Below are 15,456 nucleotides of genomic sequence, written 5' to 3'. Positions count from 1 at the left end.
ATTGATGTTAGTTAAGCGACCGTTCGCGCGGGCCGTCTTGCGCCGTAAAATGTCGCGGGGAGCCGCTTTACGCAGGCTATACGCGCGTGCCGATCAATCGCCATCGCGCCGTAACGGCGCGCGCGCCTATCGCGGTTTTGCGGACGACGCCGCAAACCGCTGCAAAGGCTCGGCTTGCGCCAAACGCCGCTGGATGCTTTTTCACGAGGATCGATCGCATGGCGATGTCACCCGAACCGGAATTGGAACCGGACCCGCAGGCGCCCGTCCTGAAGGTAGGCCAGGATTGCGCCGGCCACTGGCTGGTGCAGGAGAGCGGCGGGCGGCTCGAAGGGCGCTTCGTCTCGAAGACGGCGGCGTTGGGGTTCGCGCGCAGCGAGCGCCATTCGCTGCCGGGTGCGATCATCGAAATTGCCACCACCCCGCTGGTCCCGATCGTGGCGTTCACCCCGGTCGAACCGTGGGAAACAGCGCAGCATGTCCGGAAAGCGGCATGACCGCGGTGCAGGCGGTCGACCCGTGTCCAACCACCGCCTTCGCGCTGCACGACGGTGTCGTCCACGCCGAGTCTGTTCCGCTGCCGGCGATCGCAGCGGCGGTCGGCACACCGGCCTATGTCTATTCGGCCGCCGCGCTGCGGCGCGCGGCGCGCGCCTTCCGCGACGGGCTGGCGCCGGTCGGGCGCAAGCGCCTGGCGTTCGCGGTCAAGGCGAACCCGAATCTCGCCGTGCTTACCCTGCTGGCCGGCGAGGGCTATGGCGCCGACATCGTCTCGGGCGGCGAGTTGGCGCAGGCTCTGGCGGCGGGCATGCCGGCGCGTGACGTCATCTTCTCCGGTGTCGGCAAGGCGCGCCGCGAGCTTGCTGCCGCGCTCGACGCCGGGATCGGGCAGTTCAATCTCGAACTCGAGGAGGAAGGGCATGTGCTGGCGGCAATGGCCGCAGCGCGCGGCCTGCGGGCCCCGGCGGTGCTGCGGGTCAATCCCGATGTAGCCGCCGGAACGCACGCGAAGATCTCGACCGGCCAGCGCCAGAACAAGTTTGGCGTGGCCATCGCCGATGCGGCTGACATCTACGCACGTCTGGCGCGCTGCGACGGCCTAGATCTGCGCGGCATCGCGATTCATATCGGTAGCCAGCTGTCCGATCTGGCGCCGCTCGAGGCGGCCTATCGCCGTGTCGGGGCGCTCGTCGCCGATCTGCGTGCCGCCGGCCACGCGATCACGCATGTCGATCTCGGGGGCGGCCTCGGCCTGGCGTATCGCCCCGGCGATGTCGTGCCGACCCCGGCGGCCTATGGCGCGATGGTGGCGCGCGTGACGCGCGACTGGGACGTGACGCTGCTGTTCGAGCCTGGCCGCTACCTCGCGGGCGAGGCCGGCGTGCTGCTGACCGAAGTGCTGTGGGTAAAGCCCGGCGCGATCGCACCCTATGTGATTGTCGACGCCGCGATGAACGATCTCGCGCGGCCGGCACTCTACGATGCCTATCATGCGTTCGAGGCGGTGGTACCGAGCGGTGCGCGGATGACCGCCAACCTTGCCGGTCCAGTGTGCGAGAGCAGCGACACCTTCGCGATCGGGCGCGACATCGACCGGGTCGTCGCGGGCGATCTCGCGCTGTTCCGCACCGCTGGCGCGTATGGCGCGACGATGGCGTCGACCTACAATTGTCGCGCCTTGGTGCCCGAGGTGCTGGTCGATGGCGACCGCTTTGCAATCGTCGCCGATCGCATTCCGCCCGAGGCGCGGCTTGCGACGCAGCATCTGCCACCCTGGATGGGCCAGTCCGACGCCAAGCAGGCGGCGTGACGCACGGCCGGGGGCACGGGGTGTCCGCCGAGAAGCGGACACCCCGACCGGTCAGTTGCGCAGCGGCTTGCCCGTCGTCAGCATCGCGACGATCCGCGCCTGCGTGCGCTCGTCCTTGATGCTCTCGACGAACGCCGTGCGCTCGAGCTCTAGCATCTGCTGCTCGGTCACGGTGTCGACCAGATCGGCCTCGCCGCCGGTCAGCACTTCGGCCAGCCGGTGCGCGACGACGCGGTCATAGTCGGTCGCCATGCCCTTCTTGTGGAAATCGGCGACCGCCATGTCGAGCCCGGTGAGGCCGCTCTCGCCGGCGAGCCGGTAGGTCGGCGGCTCGGGCGCGACATAACCCTCGACCAGCGCCAGCGCCTTTTCCTTGGCGTCGGCGAGCAGGCGGTCGCGGTTCATCGTGATGCCGTCCTTGGCGCGCAGGATCATCATCTCGCGCGCTTCGGCCGCCGACTTGGCGACCTGCGCGGTCGAGATCATCTGGAACACCTTCGACAGCACCGGCATCGGGCCCTTGGGCATCATCCCCGACTTGGTCCAGCGATCGAGCATCTCGCCATTGCCGCCCCAGCCCGGGATCAGGCCGACGCCGCATTCGACCAGCCCGGTATAGGTCTCGGCATGTGCCTGGATCGCGTCCGAATGGAGCAGGATCTCGCACCCGCCACCGAGCGCGAGCCCGGCCGGTGCGCTGACGACGGGGAAGGACGCGTATTTGAGCGCCTTGTACGCCGCCTGCCCGCGCGACACGGTCGCCCCGATCATGTCCCACAGCTTGGCGCTGACGGCGAACATCGCCGCACCGAGATTGGCGCCCGCCGAGAAATTGCTCGCCTCGTTGTAGACGACCAGCGCCTTGAAGCGCGCCTCGACGAGCGGGATCGCTTCCTCGATCAGCGCGATGACCTGATCGTCGAGCGCGTTCATCTTGGTGTGGAACTCGAGCGCGGCGACACCGTCGCCGACATCCCACAGCGACGCCGAGCTGTTGGTCAGCAGCGGCTGCGCGCGCAGCTTGATGTCCTCGAGCAGGACGACGCCCGGCGCGCGCGGCACGTCGACATAGTCGCCTGCGACGGTGAGATACTGCCGCTGGCCGCCTTCGATCCGGTAGAAGGGACGATCGCTCGCGGTGGTCAGGATCGCCGGTACGCTGCGCCCCTCGGCGACGAGCCGCGCGGCGAGTTTGCCCGGACCCATCCGGTCGATCAGCTCGAACGGGCCATATTTCCAATTGTAGCCGAGCTTCATCGCATCATCGATCGCAACGATGTCGTCGGCGGCTTCCCCGACCAGCATCGCGGCGTAGGACAGCACGCTACCGAGGATCGTCCACGCATAGCTGCCGACCGCGCCGGGCGCGTCGATCAGCGTGGCGAGATCCTTGTCGGCCTTCGCGGGCAGGTCGGCGGGCTTCTGCTCGGGGCGATACTCGCCGGTCGCCAGGTCAAGCGACAGCTTCATCCGCGTCGCCTTGTCGAAGCGGTAGAAGCCGCCCTTGCCCTTGCGGCCAGTAAACCCTTCCGCGATCATCTTGTCGACGAGCGGCATCGGCCGGAGCGTATCGAAATAGGGATCGCCCGCGGGCAGCGTCGACGACAGGCTCTTCGACAGCAGCGGCATCAGATCGACACCAACGAGATCGACCAGCCCGAAGATCCCGGTCTTGGGAACGCCCATCGGACGGCCGCCGATCTGGTCGGCCTGCTCGATCGTGATTCCCTGGTCCATCGCCGCGTTGATCGCGACCGCCAGCCAGTAGGTGCCGATGCGGTTGGCGATGAAGCCCGGGGTGTCCTTCGCCCGCACGATCCGCTTGCCCATGAAGCGATCGACGAAATCCTCGACCTTGCCCGCGACGGCGGCATCGGTGTGGTCGCCGCGCACGATCTCGACCAGCCGCATGTAACGCGGCGGGTTGAAGAAGTGGGTGATCAGGAAGTCGGCCTTGAACTGATCGCTGCGCCCCTCGACCAGATGGCCGAGCGGGATCGTCGAGGTGTTCGACGAGACCGCGGTGCCGGGGCGCTTGAGCGCTTCGAGCTTGGCATAGAGCGCCTGCTTGATGTCGAGCCGCTCGACGATCGCCTCGACGATCCAGTCGCATTCGCTGACGCGCGCGAGATGGTCGTCGATATTGCCGGTCTCGACCAGCTTGGCCGCGCCCTTCGACATGAAGGGCGCGGGATCGGTCTTGAGCATCTTGGCGACCGCACCCTTGGCGACCGCGTCGCGGTCACCGCCCTCGGGCAGGTCGCGCGGGACGATGTCGAGCAGCAGCACCGGGATGCCGGCATTGGCGATGTGCGCCGCGATGCCAGCGCCCATCACGCCCGCGCCGATGACGCAGACCTTCTTCACAGCCGTGACGACCATCATGCCCGCTCCAGCACCGTGGCGATGCCCTGGCCGCCGCCGATGCACTGCGTGGCGAGCGCATAGCGGCCGCCCTCGCGCGCCAGCAACGCCGCCGCCTTGCCGACGATCCGCGCGCCGGTCGCGCCGAGCGGATGGCCGATCGCGATCGCGCCGCCGTCGAGGTTGATCGTCTCGTCCTTCAGGCCGAGGTCGCGGATGCAGGCGATCGCCTGGCTGGCGAAGGCTTCGTTGATCTCGACCACGTCGAGGTCGGCGACGGTGATGCCGGCGCGCTCGAGCGCCTTCTTCGACGCGTAGATCGGCCCGAGGCCCATCGTCTCGGGATCGTTGCCCGACACCGCGACCGACTTGATCCGCGCGAGGATCGTCAGGCCGTGCTTGGTCGCGAATTCCTCGGAAGTGACGAGCACCGCCGAGGCGCCGTCGGTGAGCGGCGACGAAGTGCCCGCCGTCACCGTGCCGTCGCTGCTGAACGCGGGCTTGAGCCCGGCGAGCGCCTCGGTCGTCGTGCCCGCGCGGATCGTGCCGTCCTGGCTGACCGGGCCGGCCTTGGTCTGGATCGTGACGATCTCGTCGGACAGCCGGCCATCGGCGCGCGCCGCGGCGGCCTTGTCCTGGCTCTTCACGGCGAACGCATCCTGCTCGCCGCGGGTGATCTGGTAGTTGCGCGCGACATTCTCGGCGGTCTCGCCCATGCCCATGTAAGCGCCGGCATTCTTCTTCGCGAGCTGCGGGTTGGGCAGGGGGTTGTAGCCGCCCATCGGCACGCGGCTCATCGATTCGAGCCCGGCGCAGATGAAGGCGTCGCCCGCGCCGATGTTAATCTGGCCGACCGCGATGTGGATCGCGCTCATCGACGAGCCGCAGAAGCGGTTGACCGTCATCCCGCCGACCGACAGCGGCAGGTCGGCCAGCAGGCCGATCATCCGCGCGACGTTGAGGCCCTGCTCGCCCTCGGGGAAGGCGCAGCCGAGGATGATGTCCTCGATTTCGGCCGCATCGACGCCGGTCTTCTCGAGCAGGCCGCGGATCGTCTGCGCGGCGAGATCGTCGGGGCGGACGCGGGCGAGGTCGCCCTTGCCGGCGAGGTGGAACGGCGACCGGGCATAGCCGGCGATAACGACGTTGGTCACGCAAATGTCTCCATCAGGTCGCCCGGCAGGGGTCGGGCGCGATCTAGTAGGCGACCCTATGGGTCCGCTACTTCACGTTTACGTCAACGATAAGCTGTCGGCAAGATGGCACTGCTGCGATCCATCGCTTTGGTGCGGCGGCGTGACGCACCGGCAGCGGCTTTTGCGGAGGTGCAGCCTTCCGTTGGCCCGGCATGCTGTCGCGATAGGGTGTTGTGAAGTCCGGCCAATCGCCGCATGCGACGGATGGCATTGACGCTGTCGCGCTACAGATATAGTCCGACAAATAACGTGCGTGAAAGCCGTGTGAACGGCACAGCAGACATGTAGCGACAACGGAGAGGGATGGACATGGCAATTATGCCGTCGACGACGGAACATCGGGGTGCGGCCACGGGGCAGACGGGGTTCAATTATGCCCCCGCGCTCAGCCTGCTCGCCACCCTGTTCTTCATGTGGGGCTTCATCACCGTCATCAACGGAACGCTGCTGCCGCATCTGCGCAGCGTGTTCGATCTCAGCTATACCCAGACGACGCTGATCGAAAGCGTCTGGTTCATCGCCTATTTCTTCGCATCGATCCCGTCGGCCAAACTGATCGAGCGGGTCGGCTACCAGAAGTCGATGGTGATCGGCCTCGCGATGATGGCTGGCGGCGCACTGATCATGGTGCCCGCTGCGCGCATCCCGTCCTATGAAGTGACGCTGTTTGCCTTGTTCGTCATCGCCAGCGGCATCACGCTGCTGCAGGTCGCGGCCAACCCCTATGTCGCGGTCGTCGGCAAGCCCGAGACCGCCTCGTCGCGGCTCAACCTCGTGCAGGCGTTCAACTCGGCCGGTGCGACGCTCGCGCCGCTGTTCGGCGGCTATCTGATCCTCGGGCGCACGACGTCGGGCACCGCCGCTGCCGGTGCTGCCGCGCTGACCCCGGCCGAGCGGCTTGCCGATGCGCAATCGGTGGTGTTGCCCTATCTGATCGTCGCCGGCGTGCTCGCGGTGCTCGCCGTCGTCATCGCCCGCTTCCCGCTCCCCGCGATGGGCGCTGCGACGCAACGCGCCGCCAAGGCCGACCGCAAGAGCCATTCGCTGTGGAAGCATCGCAACCTGGTGCTCGGCATCCCGGCGATCTTCATCTACCTGATCGCCGAGATCGGCGTCGGCAATCTCTTCATTAACTTCGTGTCGCAGCCCGAGATCGGCAATCTGACGCACGAGCAGGCCTCGCATTATCTGTTCCTGCTGTGGGGCGGGATGATGGTCGGCCGCCTGATCGGCGCGTTCGTGATGCAGAAGGTCGATGCCGGCCACGCGCTCGCCTTCGCCAGCGTCGGCGCGACGATCGTCATGCTGATCGCGAGCTTCACCACCGGTCACGTCGCGATGTGGGCGTTGATCTCGGTCGGGCTGTTCCACTCGATCATGTTTCCGACGATCTTCACGCTCGGCATCCGCGGCCTTGGGCCGCTGACCGAGGAAGGATCGGGGCTGCTGATCATGGCGATCGCCGGTGGCGCGCTGGTGATCGTGCAGGGCTGGCTCGCCGATTCGTACGGCCTGCAGGCCTCGTTCCTGCTGACCGCGGCGTGCGAGCTTTATGTCCTGTTCTACGCGCTGTGGGGCTCGCGCCCGACCGAGGTGCTGCCGGACCAGCAGATCGGGTGACACCGGCGCGGCGCCGCGCGCCGCGTCCGGACAAACTTGTCTGACTATTTGTTAGGGTGCCCAGCATGCCCGTGCGGTCTGGGAGTGCAGTGACGTCCTGAGGGCTGCGGTCGCCCGTGGCGGTCGCATGATCGTGCGACGCATTTGAGAGGAAAGCCTATGTCCCGCCTGTTGCGCGGCCTTGCCGCTGCCTTGCTGCTATCGACCAGCGCGATCGCGAATGCGCAGACCCAGCCGACCCCCGCCGCCGACCCGCGCGACGTCCCCGCGATCGTCACCGTGCATGGCGACACGCCCGGCCCGGTCTACGACAAGCGGATCTTCACCCAATTTGCCGAGCATCTCGGCACCGGCATCTATGGCGGCCTGTGGGTCGGGCGCGGCTCGAAGATTCCCAACACGCGCGGCTTCCGCAACGATGTCGTCGCGGCACTCAAGCGCATCGCGGTGCCGGTGGTGCGCTGGCCGGGCGGCTGCTTTGCCGACGAATATCATTGGCGCGAAGGCATCGGCACGAAGCGCCCGGTCAAGATCAACACGCATTGGGGCGGCGTGACCGAGCCCAACGCGGTCGGCACGCACGAATTCATGGATCTGGTCGAGCAGCTCGGTGCCGAGCCCTATATTGCGGGCAATGTCGGCAACGGCACGCCGCAGGAAATGGCCGAGTGGGTCGAATATATGACCGCGCCCGCCGGGACGCTCGCCGACGAGCGCGCCAGGAATGGTCACAAGGCGCCGTGGGCGGTGCCCTATTTCGGCGTCGGCAACGAATTGTGGGGCTGCGGCGGCAATATGCGGCCCGAATATGCCGCCGATTTGACGCGGCGCTATGCCACCTTCATCAAGCCGCCCAAGGGCATGCGTATCCTCAAGGTCGCCAGCGGCGCCAATGTCGACGATTATCGCTGGACCGAGACGATGATGCGCGAGGTCACCGGCCAGGTCGACGCGCTGTCGCTGCATTATTACACCGTTCCCGGCAGCTGGCCGCCGCGCGCCTCGGCCACCGTGTTCGACGAAGCCGGCTGGGCGGAGACGCTGTCCGAAACGCAGCGGATGGACGAGCTGATCACCAAGCACAGCGCGATCATGGACAAGGCCGATCCGCAGAAGAAGATCTGGCTGGCGGTCGACGAATGGGGCACCTGGTATGCCGGCGATCCCGGCACCAATCCGGGGTTCCTGCGCCAGCAGAACACGATGCGCGACGCGCTTGTCGCCGCGGTCAACCTCAACATCTTCGCCAAGCATGCCGACCGCGTGAAGATGACCGCGATCGCGCAGATGGTGAACGTGCTCCAGGCGATGATCCTGACCGACGGCAGCAAGATGGTGCTGACGCCGACCTATCACGTCTTTGCGCTGTACAAGGGCTATATGGACGGCACGGTGCTGCCGCTCGAGATCAGCTCGCCGCAGTACGGCAAGGACAAGTGGACGATGCCAGCGGTGAGCGCCTCGGCAGTCCGCGGCAAAGACGGCGTGGTGCGCGTCGCGCTGGCCAATCTCGATCCGAACCGCGCGCATGCCGTGTCCGCGACGCTTGCGGGCGTGGCGGCGCAACGCGTCTCCGGCCAGATCCTGACGGCGCCGCTGATGACCGCACACAACAGCTTCGACGCACCCAATGTGGTGGTTCCGCTCGCGTTCGACGGGGCACAGCTTGCGGGCGGAGCGCTGACGGTGACGCTGCCGCCGAAATCGGTGGTGATGCTCGAATTGAAATGATCAGTGTAAACCTCGGGCAAGGCGGGAGTTTGGTGTGAAGCGTTTAACCGCATATCGATTGGTGCTGGCGATGCTGGTCGCGGCTGCCGGCGGCGCCAGCGCGCAATCGACCGCGCCGCTCAACAGCCGCCTCAGCGGCGATCTGACGCCGACGCACGACCCGGTGATCGCGCGCGAGGGCGACACCTATTATGTGTTCGGCACTGGCCTGTCGTCGCGCACGTCGAAGGATCTCGTCCACTGGACGCAGGGCAAGCCATTGCTCGACAATCGGCTGCCGGCCTGGGCGACCGAGGCGGTGCCCGGCGCCGAGGGGATGTGGGCCCCCGATATCTCCTACGCCAACGGCCGGTGGCAGCTCTATTACGCCGTCTCGACCTTCGGTTCGAACCGCTCGGCGATCGGGCTGGCGACGAGCCCGACGCTCGACCCCGCGGCGCCCGGCTATGGCTGGCGCGACGAGGGGATGGTGCTGATGTCGACCGCGCAGGACGATTACAACGCGATCGACCCCAATTATATCGTCGACCGGCAGGGGCAGGCGTGGCTCTCGCTCGGCAGTTTCTGGAGTGGGCTCAAGCTGTTCCGGCTGGATGCGAAGACGGGCAAGCTGGCCGATCCGACCGCCAAACCCTATGCGATCGCACGTCGCCCGGTCCCGCGCGGCGCGCCCGCACCGGTCGAGGCGCCGTTCATCGTCGACCATGGCGGCTCTTACTGGCTGTTCGCCTCGTACGACTATTGCTGCAAGGGCGCCGCCAGCACCTATTACACCGTCGTCGGTCGCGCCAAGCAGATCACCGGGCCCTATCTCGGCAAGGATGGCAGCAGCTTGCTCGAGGGCGGCGGGACGATCTTCCTGCGCGCCGACCTGCCCGAGAAGCAGCGCTTCCGCGGGCCGGGGCATGTCGGCTTCCTGCACGACAAGGACGGGGCCGATTATGTCGCGTACCACGCTTATGATCGCGAGAACAAAGGCGCGCCGACGCTGCGGATCGCACAGGTGACATGGGGACCGGATGGCTGGCCCGTAGCGGAGAATGGATCATGACGGCAGTGACCAGACGCGGCTTCGTCGGGAGCGCCGCCGCGCTCGCCGCTATGCCGGCCATCGCGCGGAGCCCGCCGCGCGATGCGATCGTCAACCCGCTGGTGCGCCAGCGCGCCGACGCGCAGGTGTTTCGCCACACCGACGGCTGGTATTACATGACGGGGTCGGTGCCCGAATATGACCGGCTCGTGCTGCGCCGCGCGCGGACGATCGGCGAGCTGTCGAGTGCGCCCGAGCGGGTGTTGTGGCGGCACCAGGCGAGCGGGCCGATGTCGGGGTTCCTGTGGGCGCCCGAACTGCATCTGATCGACGGCAAGTGGATCGTCTATTTCGCGGCCGGCCCGAGCGGGGGCGGGCAGGACGTGTTCCGCATCCGTGGCTATGCGGTGGTGTGTGACGGGCCCGATCCGATGACCGGCAGCTGGTCGGTGCTCGGCCAGCTGCAGACCGGGTGGGACAGCTTCACGCTCGACATGACGAGCTTTGTCCACCGCGGCACGCGCTATCTCGCCTGGGCGCAGCGCGAGGATGGCATCGACACCAATTCGAACCTCTATCTCGCCCCGCTCGCCACCCCGCTGACGCTTGCGGCGAAGGCGACGCGGCTGACCGTGCCGACCCTCGACTGGGAAGTACGCGGGTTCAAGGTCGCCGAAGCGCCTGCGGTGCTGGTTCGCAACGGGCAGATTTTCCTCACCTATTCGGCGAGCGCGACCGATGCGCGCTATTGCCTGGGGATGCTGCGCGCAAAGGACGATGCCGATCTGATGGACCCGGCGGCGTGGAGCAAGTCGCCGCGCCCGGTGTTCGCCTCCTCGCCGAAGCACAAGGTGTGGGGGCCGGGGCATAACAGCTTCACCGTCGACAGCGGTGGGCGCGACATGCTGGTCTATCACGGGCGCGATTACGAGACGATCAAGGGGGACCCGCTGTTCGATCCCAACCGTCACACGCGTGTCCAGCCTTTCGGCTATCATCCCGATGGCAGCCCGGATTTCGGCGAGCCGCGGGCCAATGGCCGCTTGTGAAGGCCTGCGCGGCGAGCTTGCCGAACGAGTCGGGATGTCGCAGCGCGACAATAGTCCGACAACCGACTAGCATCTCGCCGATACTTTCAAGCGCCGTGAAGCCCCGGCCGCTGCGTCATGCATGCAAAACTTAGGTTCGTTGCACCTCCTAGAGTGATCTCGATTGTTTCCAGAATGTCACACTCGTTTATTTCTCCGACAAATGCATATTGCTTATCCGCCCGGTCCGGCTGTAACAGGCGATAAAAGCCGGTCCTAAAACCGGCGGTTCAGTAGGGGAGCGAGTATGAAGGCGAAAGCAATCTTGTGTGGTTCGGTGGCCGCGTTTGCGCTGGTCGGTCTGGCACCAGTGGCAGCGCAGACCGCGCCCGTCGGCGGTGCGCAGGATTCGCCAAAGCCGATCACCGCGTCCGACCAGTCGGCCAATCCGTCGGCGCCGGAGGATGCGATCCAGCAAACCCCGGTCGTAGACAAGGACATCGTCGTCACCGGTCTGCGCCGCAGCCTCGAATCGGCGCAGCAGATCAAGCGCAAGTCCGACGGCATCGTCGACGCGATCGTCTCCGAGGATATCGGCAAGCTCCCCGACACCTTCGCCTCGTCGGCGCTGCAGCGCGTCGCGGGCGTCACGGTGACGCGCGGCGGCGGCGAGGCGGCGGGCGTCACGGTGCGCGGATTGCCCGATCTGACCACCACCTACAACGGCCGCCAGATCTTCACCGCCGAAGGGCGCTTCGTCCAGATCCAGGATTTCCCCGCCGGCACGGTCGCCGCGCTCGAAGTCTACAAATCGGGCGTCGCCAACATGATCGAGGGCGGCATCGCCGGCACGATCAATGTGCGCGGACGCAAGCCGTTCGATTTCAAGGGCTTCGAACTGTCGGGCTCGCTCAACGGCGTGCTGTCGCAGCAATCCGAGAAGATCGTGCCCAACGGCAATTTGCTGATCAGCGATCGCTGGAACACCGGCATCGGTGAGATGGGGTTGCTGGTCAACGCCTCCTATGTCGGGATCAACTTCCTCGACTCCTCGCGCGAGCAGTCGGTGGTGATCGCCCGCACCAACCAGGTCGACCCCGCGACCGGAGCGGTCTCCAACGCTGCTCCCGGTCAGCCGGGGGGCCTGCGCTTCCCCGACGCACAGGGCAATTTCCTCGGCTACGGCGCGCGCTATCGCCCGTCGGCCAATGCAGCCTTCCAGTGGAAGCCGACGCCCGAGCTCGAAATCTACGCCGACGGCCTGTACCAGGGGTTCCGGTCGAAGGATTACAACCGCTGGATGTTCATCCCGAACTTCGGCAACATCACGCTGTCGAACGTCACGACGATCCCGGGCACCAACCAGATCAACAGCGCGACGGTGACCGGCGCGGTGCGTCCCGATGGCTATACCGGTTCGTTCAACGGCAAGACCGACACCTATCAGGGCGGCGCCGGGGTCAACTGGACGCGGGACCGGCTGCAGATGTCGGCGGACGTTGCGTATACCGACAGCACCTACACCGCGGATCTCGTCAACGTCGACTACGCGACCGTCGGCGTGCCGACCCACACATCCTACTTCAACGTCGCGCAGGATGGCGGGCCGTCGCAGGTCTTCAACAATTTCAACATCACCAATCCGGCGAATTTCATCAGCCGCGGCCTGTACCAGGAACTGACGGTGGTCAGCGGCAAGGACTGGCAGGCGCGGACGGACCTGGCCTACAATCTCGATGCAGGCTTCCTCAAGAAGCTGCAGTTCGGCGTGCGCTACGACAATCGCGACGCCGCACGCGATTTCGGCAGCATCTACAATAACAACGAAGGGCTCGGCATCCCGCTGACGTCGCTGCCGGGCGCGGTGGTCACGACCAGCCTGCCGGGCTTCACCTACAACAATGCGCAGCCCAACACCGCCTATGCCGCGCTCACTCGCGACAGCATCCGCAATAACCTGCCGGCGTTGCGCGCCTTCTTCAACGAGCCCGCCGGCACGGTGGCGTTCGATCCGACCCAGAACTTCCGCGCCAACGAGAAGTCGTATGCCGCTTATGGGCAGCTGAAATACGGTTTCGATCTGGGCTCCATCACGGTCGACGGCCTGGTCGGCCTGCGCGCGGTCCGGACCAAGACGCATATCCAGGCCTTCTCGAATATCGCCGGTGTCGTGGCGCCGACCACCGCGGATAGCCAGTATGACGACTATCTGCCGAACGGCAGCGCGCGGATCGCGTTCAACGACAAGCTGCAGCTCCGGCTTGCCTATACCAAGACCCGCACCCGGCCGAACTTCATCGATTTGCGACCGAACCTGACGCTTGGAACGCCGCTGACCTTCCCGGCCGACAGCCCTTGCCTCGACCCGACGAGCGCGACCTATAACAGCCGCTCCTGCGCGCGGGGTGGCTCGACCGGAAATCCGAACTTAAAACCGCTGACGTCCAACAACTACGATGCCAGTCTCGAATATTATTTCTCGCGGACCGGATCGTTCACCGCGGCGATTTTCCGCCACGACGTGACGGGCTTCCTGTCGACGACAAACACCGTCTATCGCGACCCGACCTACGGCCTGGTCTCGGTCGATCAGCCGGTGAATCTCGGCAACACGCGCTTGCAGGGCGCGGAAGTCCAGTTCACCACCTTCCTCGACATCGACGGGCTGCCGAATTGGGCGAAGGGCTTCGGCATCCAGGCCAACGGCACCTTCATCGATGCCAAGGGCGATCTCCAGCAGAATTTCGCGACGTCCTACAACAACCAGCAGCAAGCCTTCCCGGGCGTGTCGAAATGGTCCTACAACCTCGTCGCGCTCTACGAAAAGCCGCAATTCTCGGCGCGCGTCGCCTACAACTACCGGTCAGATTTCGTATCCTACTACACCTACGAAACCTTCGATCCGATCGCGCATCCGACGATTGAAAAGGGCCGCGGCCAGGTCGACGCGTCGATGACGGTCACGCCGGTGCCGAACATCACGCTGGCGTTCGATATCATCAACCTGCTCGGCAATCCGATCCAGCGCGATCGCGCCTACGATACCGGCGACGTCTACCGGCGGCAGGTGTTCTATATCGAGCGGGCTTACTCGCTCGGCGTGCGGTTCCGCTTCTGATCGGGGGACAGGCGATGAAGCTCTTTGGTCTTCTCGGTGCGGCGCTGGTCGCCGCACCGCTGGTCGCCGCAGCCGCGCAATCCGCGCCGCAACCCGCGCCCGCGCCGGGAGGCACGGTCGCCGATCGGCTGATCAACGATCCGCGGGCGGATGCGCTGCAGCCCTACGGCCAGCGCATCCCGCCCGAAACGCGCGCCGACAAGGGCGTGCAGTTCGGCAAGGCGCTGCGCGTGCCGATCAGCAGCGTGCTCAAGGAGTTCGGACTGGTCGGCGCGATCACGCCGACGCTCAAGCCGGTCAAGCAGGGCGATCGCATCGTCGTCGCCTTGTGGGCCCGCGCGCAGCGGACTGAGGCGGGCGTGCCGGGCGCGCTCTGCCGCGTCCAGCTCGAGGCGACGCCGGTGGTGCGGACGATCTTCGAGCAGAGCTTCGACGTCACCCCCGAATGGCAGATGTTCAAGCTGAGCGGCACCGCCGACCGCGCCTATCCCGCGGGCGGGCTCAATGCCGCGGTCCATCTCGCCTGCGCCAAGCAGACGATCGATCTGGGCCCGGTCTTCATCCTGGATTACGGCCAATGAAGCATCTCTTCCGCGCCGGCCTGGCGATCGCTGCCGCCGCGCTCGCGCCGAGTGCGGGGCTCGCCAAGAACCCGCAGTTCCAGGGCGCCGATCCGCACGCGATGTTCATCGGCGACGAATTGTGGGTGTTCCCGACCGGCGGCCCCGGCGGGAGCTGGGAGGCCGACCGCTTCGGCGCCTTTTCGTCGACCGACCGCAAGCATTGGAAGCCGCGCGGCGAGCTGATCCGGCGCGACCAGATAAAGTGGATCGGCGACGACGGCGCGAAGCAGCATTTCCTGTGGGCGCCCGGCGTCGCGACGCGCGACGGCAAATGGTATCTCTATTATTCGGTCGGTCCGCAAAACCCGACGCCGAGCCGGATCGGCGTGGCAGTCGCGTCAAAGCCGCAAGGGCCCTATGTCGACAGCGGCAAACCGCTGCTGACCGGCGGCAACGGCTTCGAGGCGATCGACCCGATGACCTTCGTCGATCCCAAGTCGGGCAAGGCCTATCTCTATGCCGGCGGCAGCGCGGGCGCCAAGCTGCGGGTGTTCGAGCTGACGCGCGACATGGTGTCGATCGACCATGAGGTCGCGATCGAGCAGCCGCCCGAATTCACCGAGGGCGCGTTCATGCATGAGCGCGACGGCATCTATTACCTGTCGTACAGCCACGGTCATTGGAACGGCCCCGATTATTCGGTGCACTATGCCACCGCGGCGTCACCGACCGGCCCGTGGGTGTATCGCGGGCCGATCCTGACGAGCGACGCCCGGCACAAGGGGCCGGGGCATCACAGCTTCACGCGCGATCCGCGGACCGGCGCGTGGCTGATCGTCTATCATCGCTGGGAAAATCCGAAGGGCGAGATGCCCTACAAGGGCGAGCGCCAGGTCGCGATCGAGCGCTTGCGCTATGCCCCCGATGGCAGGATCCTCCCGGTTCGAATGACCGACTAAATTTCGCGCCGCCAAGCCTTACGAAAGAGATCGCATC

General features: G+C 66.4%; 10 protein-coding genes and 1 pseudogene. 9 read left to right on the top strand and 2 right to left on the bottom strand.

All coding sequences use genetic code 11. The features are described 5' to 3' along the window. Window positions 1-218 precede the first annotated feature (218 nt). On the top strand, window positions 219-497 hold the full coding sequence (locus U1872_RS04860; protein WP_332791720.1) for a hypothetical protein: 279 nt from the start codon (window positions 219-221) through the stop codon (window positions 495-497). Then, window positions 494-1,810, top strand: coding sequence for a diaminopimelate decarboxylase (gene lysA / locus U1872_RS04855; protein WP_332791719.1), 1,317 nt, complete (start codon window positions 494-496; stop codon window positions 1,808-1,810). The genes U1872_RS04860 and lysA overlap by 4 nt, the downstream gene beginning before the upstream one ends. 51 nt (window positions 1,811-1,861) lie before the next feature. On the opposite strand, the gene U1872_RS04850 is transcribed toward lysA, so the two are convergent. After that, window positions 1,862-4,192: a 3-hydroxyacyl-CoA dehydrogenase/enoyl-CoA hydratase family protein gene (locus U1872_RS04850; RefSeq protein WP_332791834.1), complete on the bottom strand. Its 2,331-nt coding sequence runs from the start codon at window positions 4,190-4,192 to the stop codon at window positions 1,862-1,864. Further along, window positions 4,192-5,328 carry a thiolase family protein gene (locus U1872_RS04845; RefSeq protein ID WP_332791718.1) on the bottom strand — a complete coding sequence of 379 codons (1,137 nt, stop codon included), beginning with the start codon at window positions 5,326-5,328 and terminating at the stop codon, window positions 4,192-4,194. The genes U1872_RS04850 and U1872_RS04845 overlap by 1 nt, the downstream gene beginning before the upstream one ends. Window positions 5,329-5,688: 360 nt before the next feature. Here U1872_RS04845 and U1872_RS04840 point away from each other — a divergent pair, with 360 nt between their 5' ends. The 7 genes and pseudogenes from U1872_RS04840 (at window position 5,689) to U1872_RS04810 (ending at window position 15,419) form a co-directional block, all read left to right on the top strand. Beyond that, a complete protein-coding gene (locus U1872_RS04840; protein ID WP_332791717.1) occupies window positions 5,689-6,990 on the top strand; it encodes a sugar MFS transporter in 1,302 nt (433 codons plus the stop codon). 159 nt (window positions 6,991-7,149) lie between these two features. After that, complete coding sequence (locus U1872_RS04835; RefSeq protein ID WP_332791716.1) at window positions 7,150-8,721, top strand: alpha-N-arabinofuranosidase; 1,572 nt, start codon at window positions 7,150-7,152, stop codon at window positions 8,719-8,721. Between the two features lie 70 nt (window positions 8,722-8,791). Beyond that, the gene (locus U1872_RS04830) at window positions 8,792-9,772 is read left to right on the top strand and encodes an arabinan endo-1,5-alpha-L-arabinosidase (protein WP_332791833.1); all 981 of its coding nucleotides are present in this window, start codon (window positions 8,792-8,794) and stop codon (window positions 9,770-9,772) included. Continuing rightward, window positions 9,769-10,797, top strand: a pseudogene (locus U1872_RS04825) (glycoside hydrolase family 43 protein); the annotation flags it as partial. The gene U1872_RS04830 and the pseudogene U1872_RS04825, both read left to right, overlap by 4 nt. 289 nt (window positions 10,798-11,086) lie before the next feature. Further along, window positions 11,087-13,897, top strand: a complete 2,811-nt coding sequence (locus U1872_RS04820; protein ID WP_332791715.1) for a TonB-dependent receptor — start codon at window positions 11,087-11,089, stop codon at window positions 13,895-13,897. A 14-nt stretch (window positions 13,898-13,911) separates the two neighbouring features. Beyond that, the gene (locus tag U1872_RS04815) at window positions 13,912-14,478 is read left to right on the top strand and encodes a hypothetical protein (protein ID WP_332791714.1); all 567 of its coding nucleotides are present in this window, start codon (window positions 13,912-13,914) and stop codon (window positions 14,476-14,478) included. Continuing rightward, window positions 14,475-15,419, top strand: coding sequence for a family 43 glycosylhydrolase (locus tag U1872_RS04810; protein WP_332791713.1), 945 nt, complete (start codon window positions 14,475-14,477; stop codon window positions 15,417-15,419). Before U1872_RS04815 ends, U1872_RS04810 begins: the two co-directional genes overlap by 4 nt. Window positions 15,420-15,456 lie beyond the last annotated feature (37 nt).

The organism is Parasphingomonas frigoris (genome assembly GCF_036663815.1).
Classification (GTDB): domain Bacteria; phylum Pseudomonadota; class Alphaproteobacteria; order Sphingomonadales; family Sphingomonadaceae; genus Sphingomonas.
The sequence above is the reverse complement of the archived record's forward strand: the minus strand, read 5'-3'. Positions and strand labels throughout refer to the sequence as shown.

What these genes read in the sequence shown, in the direction of transcription:
- U1872_RS04860 (WP_332791720.1), top strand. Translation starts at nt 219, where the DNA reads ATGGCGATGTCACCCGAACCGGAATTGGAACCGGACCCGCAGGCGCCC.
- lysA (WP_332791719.1), top strand. Translation starts at nt 494, where the DNA reads ATGACCGCGGTGCAGGCGGTCGACCCGTGTCCAACCACCGCCTTCGCG.
- U1872_RS04850 (WP_332791834.1), bottom strand. Translation starts at nt 4,192, where the DNA reads ATGGTCGTCACGGCTGTGAAGAAGGTCTGCGTCATCGGCGCGGGCGTG.
- U1872_RS04840 (WP_332791717.1), top strand. Translation starts at nt 5,689, where the DNA reads ATGCCGTCGACGACGGAACATCGGGGTGCGGCCACGGGGCAGACGGGG.
- U1872_RS04835 (WP_332791716.1), top strand. Translation starts at nt 7,150, where the DNA reads ATGTCCCGCCTGTTGCGCGGCCTTGCCGCTGCCTTGCTGCTATCGACC.
- U1872_RS04830 (WP_332791833.1), top strand. Translation starts at nt 8,792, where the DNA reads ATGCTGGTCGCGGCTGCCGGCGGCGCCAGCGCGCAATCGACCGCGCCG.
- U1872_RS04820 (WP_332791715.1), top strand. Translation starts at nt 11,087, where the DNA reads ATGAAGGCGAAAGCAATCTTGTGTGGTTCGGTGGCCGCGTTTGCGCTG.
- U1872_RS04815 (WP_332791714.1), top strand. Translation starts at nt 13,912, where the DNA reads ATGAAGCTCTTTGGTCTTCTCGGTGCGGCGCTGGTCGCCGCACCGCTG.
- U1872_RS04810 (WP_332791713.1), top strand. Translation starts at nt 14,475, where the DNA reads ATGAAGCATCTCTTCCGCGCCGGCCTGGCGATCGCTGCCGCCGCGCTC.